Below are 3,091 nucleotides of genomic sequence, written 5' to 3'. Positions count from 1 at the left end.
GCTCGCGCTGCCCGCCTTCGCCCTGCTCGGCTGGAGCCTGCGGGGCCCTCGGCTCCGCGCCGGGTTCGGCCTCGGATACCTCGCCGGGCTCGGCTTCCTGCTGCCGCTCCTCATCTGGACCGGGGAGGAGGTCGGCCCGGGGCCGTGGCTCGCCCTGGCCGCCGTCGAGGCGCTGTTCGTGGCCCTCGCCGGACTCGGGATCGCGGCGGTGTCCCGGCTCCCGTGGTGGCCGTTCTTCGCCGCCGGGGTGTGGATCCTCGCGGAGGCGGCACGCGCGCGCGTGCCCTTCGGTGGGTTCCCGTGGGGCAAGATCGCCTTCGGCCAGGCGGACGGGATCTTCCTGCCGCTGGCCGCCGTGGGCGGCACGCCGGTGCTCGGCTTCGCCGTCGCCCTCTGCGGCTTCGGCCTGTACGAGACGTACCGCCAGATCCAGGCCCGCCGGGCCGCGGGCGCGGCGACCGGCACGGTCGGCGAGGAGGACACCGGCGCCGACGCCCTCACCGAGGCCGACGGCGGCGGCTCGGACCGCGCGCCCGCCGCGCGCGCCGGCACCGGTCTCGAAGCGGCCACCGGCGCCCGCCCCCGCACCCTTCCGCGCGGTCCGCTCGTGGCCGCCGCGCTCGCCGTGCTCCTCCCCGTCACCGGCGCGCTCGCGGCGCTGCCGCTCGTCGACGACTCGGCCGAGGACGGCACGGCCACCGTCGCCGCCGTCCAGGGCAACGTGCCCCGCCTGGGCCTCGACTTCAACTCCCAGCGCCGGGCCGTCCTCGACAACCACGCCGCCCGCACCCGCGAACTCGCCGCGGACGTCAAGGCCGGCCGCGCGCCGCAGCCCGACTTCGTGCTGTGGCCCGAGAACTCCTCGGACATCGACCCGTACGCGAACGCCGACGCGGCCGACGTCATCGACGGCGCCGTCCGCGCGATCGGCGTGCCGACCGTGATCGGCGCGGTCGTCGCCCCCGAGACCGGCAAACTCCGCAATACGCTCATCGAGTGGGACCCGGACCGCGGCCCGGTCGCCACCTACGACAAGCGGCACGTCCAGCCCTTCGGCGAGTACATCCCGATGCGGTCCGTCGTCCGCCTCTTCAACAGCAACGTCGACCGGGTGAGCCGCGACTTCGGCGCCGGCACGAAGGTCGGGGTCTTCGACCTGGCCGGTACGAAGGTCGGCCTCGCCACCTGTTACGAGGCGGCCTTCGACTGGGCCGTGCGCGACACGGTCACCCACGGCGCCCAGCTGATCAGCGTCCCCAGCAACAACGCCACCTTCGGCCGCAGCGAGATGACCTACCAGCAGCTCGCGATGTCGCGCGTGCGGGCCGTCGAGCACAGCCGGTCGGTGGTCGTGCCCGTGACCAGCGGGGTCAGCGCGGTCATCCGCCCCGACGGCGAGATCGTCGCGGAGACGAGGATGTTCACCCCGGACGTCCTGGTCGAGAAGGTGCCGCTGCGCTCCTCGCTGACCCCGGCGACCCGGATGGGCACCCTGCCGGAGGCCCTCCTCGTGGCGCTCGCGGCCGCGGGTCTCGGCTGGTCGGCCCTCCGTTCGGTACGGGCCCGGCGTACCGGTGCGGAGCAGAGCGGCACCGGCCGCCCGGGTGGGGCGGTCCGCGGATGATCTAGGGTCGGAGCATGGCTACCCCTGACTTCATCCGGGCCCTGCGCGAGACAGCCGGCCACCAGCTCCTCTTCCTGCCCGGAGTGAGCGCCGTCGTCTTCGACGACCGGGGCAGGGTGCTGCTCGGCCGGCGTGCCGACAACGGACGCTGGGCGGTCATCGGGGGCATCGTCGAGCCCGGGGAGCAGCCCGCCGACTGCGCGGTGCGCGAGGTCTTCGAGGAGACGGCCGTGCGATGCGAGGTCGAGCGGATCGTGCTCGTCGAGACCCTTCGCAAGCCCGTCGTCTACCCCAACGGCGACCAGTGCCAGTTCCTGGACGTCTCCTTCCGCTGCCGTGCGGTGGGCGGCGAGGCGCGGGTCAACGACGACGAGTCCACCGAGGTCGGCTGGTTCGACGTGAACGACCTGCCGGAGATGAAGCGCTTCTCGCTGCTGCGGATCGAGAAGGCGCTGGCCGACGAACCCACATGGTTCCGCACCACAGCAACCAGCTGAACTATGGGACCGGAGCACATCGGTGGGGGAGTGGACGCTTCATAGGGTGCGGAGCATGAGCGCCCCCATCACCGCCCCCCTCGGTGCCGTATCGGACCCCGACGCACCCGCCGACGCACCCCGGCCCCGTGCCGTCGTCCTCGACCTGACCGGCCGCACCGCGCTCGTCACCGGCGCGGCCGGCGGCATCGGCCGCGCCTGCGCGCTGCGGCTCGCCGCCTCGGGGGCCCGGGTCAGAGCCGTCGACCGGGCGGCCGAAGGCCTGGAGACCCTCGCCGAGGAGGCCGCCGAACTCCCCGGGAGCCTCGAACCCCGGCTCCTCGACCTCACCGACCTGGACGCCGCCGAGGCGGCCGCCGACGGCGCCGACATCCTCGTCAACAACGCCGGACTCCAGCTCGTCCGCCCCATCGAGGCGTTCCCGCCGGACGTCTTCCACACCGTGCTCACGGTCATGCTGGAAGCGCCCTTCCGGCTGATCCGGGGCGCCCTGCCGCACATGTACGCCCAGGGCTGGGGCCGGATCGTCAACATCTCCTCCGTCCACGGGCTGCGCGCCTCCGCCTTCAAGTCCGCGTACGTGGCCGCCAAACACGGTCTGGAGGGCCTCTCCAAGACCGCCGCCCTCGAAGGCGCCCCGCACGGGGTCACCTCCAACTGCGTCAACCCGGGCTACGTACGCACCCCGCTCGTCGAACGGCAGATCGCCGACCAGGCCGCCGCCCACGGCATTCCGCCGGAGCGCGTCCTCTCCGAGGTCCTGCTGAAGGACTCGGCTCTCAAGCGGCTCATCGAGCCGGACGAGGTCGCCGAGGCCGTGCTCTATCTCTGCACTCCCCAGGCCTCGTTCATCACCGGCACCTCCCTCGCGCTCGACGGCGGCTGGACCGCCCACTGAGGGGCGCTCCGAGGCCCCCTGATCCCGGCGGCCCCGGGGCCTGCCCTCCCCGTGGCGCCTTCGGGGCCCACC

The 3,091-nt window shown here is 73.9% G+C and carries 3 protein-coding genes; all 3 read left to right on the top strand.

All coding sequences use genetic code 11. The features are described from left to right. A partial coding sequence (gene lnt / locus AOK00_RS41050; RefSeq protein ID WP_055604283.1) for an apolipoprotein N-acyltransferase occupies window positions 1-1,624 on the top strand: 1,624 nt, incomplete at its 5' end. 14 nt (window positions 1,625-1,638) lie between these two features. Then, entirely contained in the window at window positions 1,639-2,121 is a 483-nt protein-coding gene (locus AOK00_RS35885) for an NUDIX hydrolase (protein WP_055604282.1), read from the top strand. A 55-nt stretch (window positions 2,122-2,176) separates the two neighbouring features. Then, on the top strand, window positions 2,177-3,019 hold the full coding sequence (locus AOK00_RS35880; protein ID WP_055604281.1) for a 3-hydroxybutyrate dehydrogenase: 843 nt from the start codon (window positions 2,177-2,179) through the stop codon (window positions 3,017-3,019). Window positions 3,020-3,091: the final 72 nt, after the last annotated feature.

It is taken from the genome of Streptomyces aureus (assembly GCF_001418135.1).
Lineage (GTDB): Bacteria > Actinomycetota > Actinomycetes > Streptomycetales > Streptomycetaceae > Streptomyces > Streptomyces aureus_A.
Note: the sequence above shows the minus strand (reverse complement) of the source record. Positions and strands in the feature narration are given on the sequence as shown.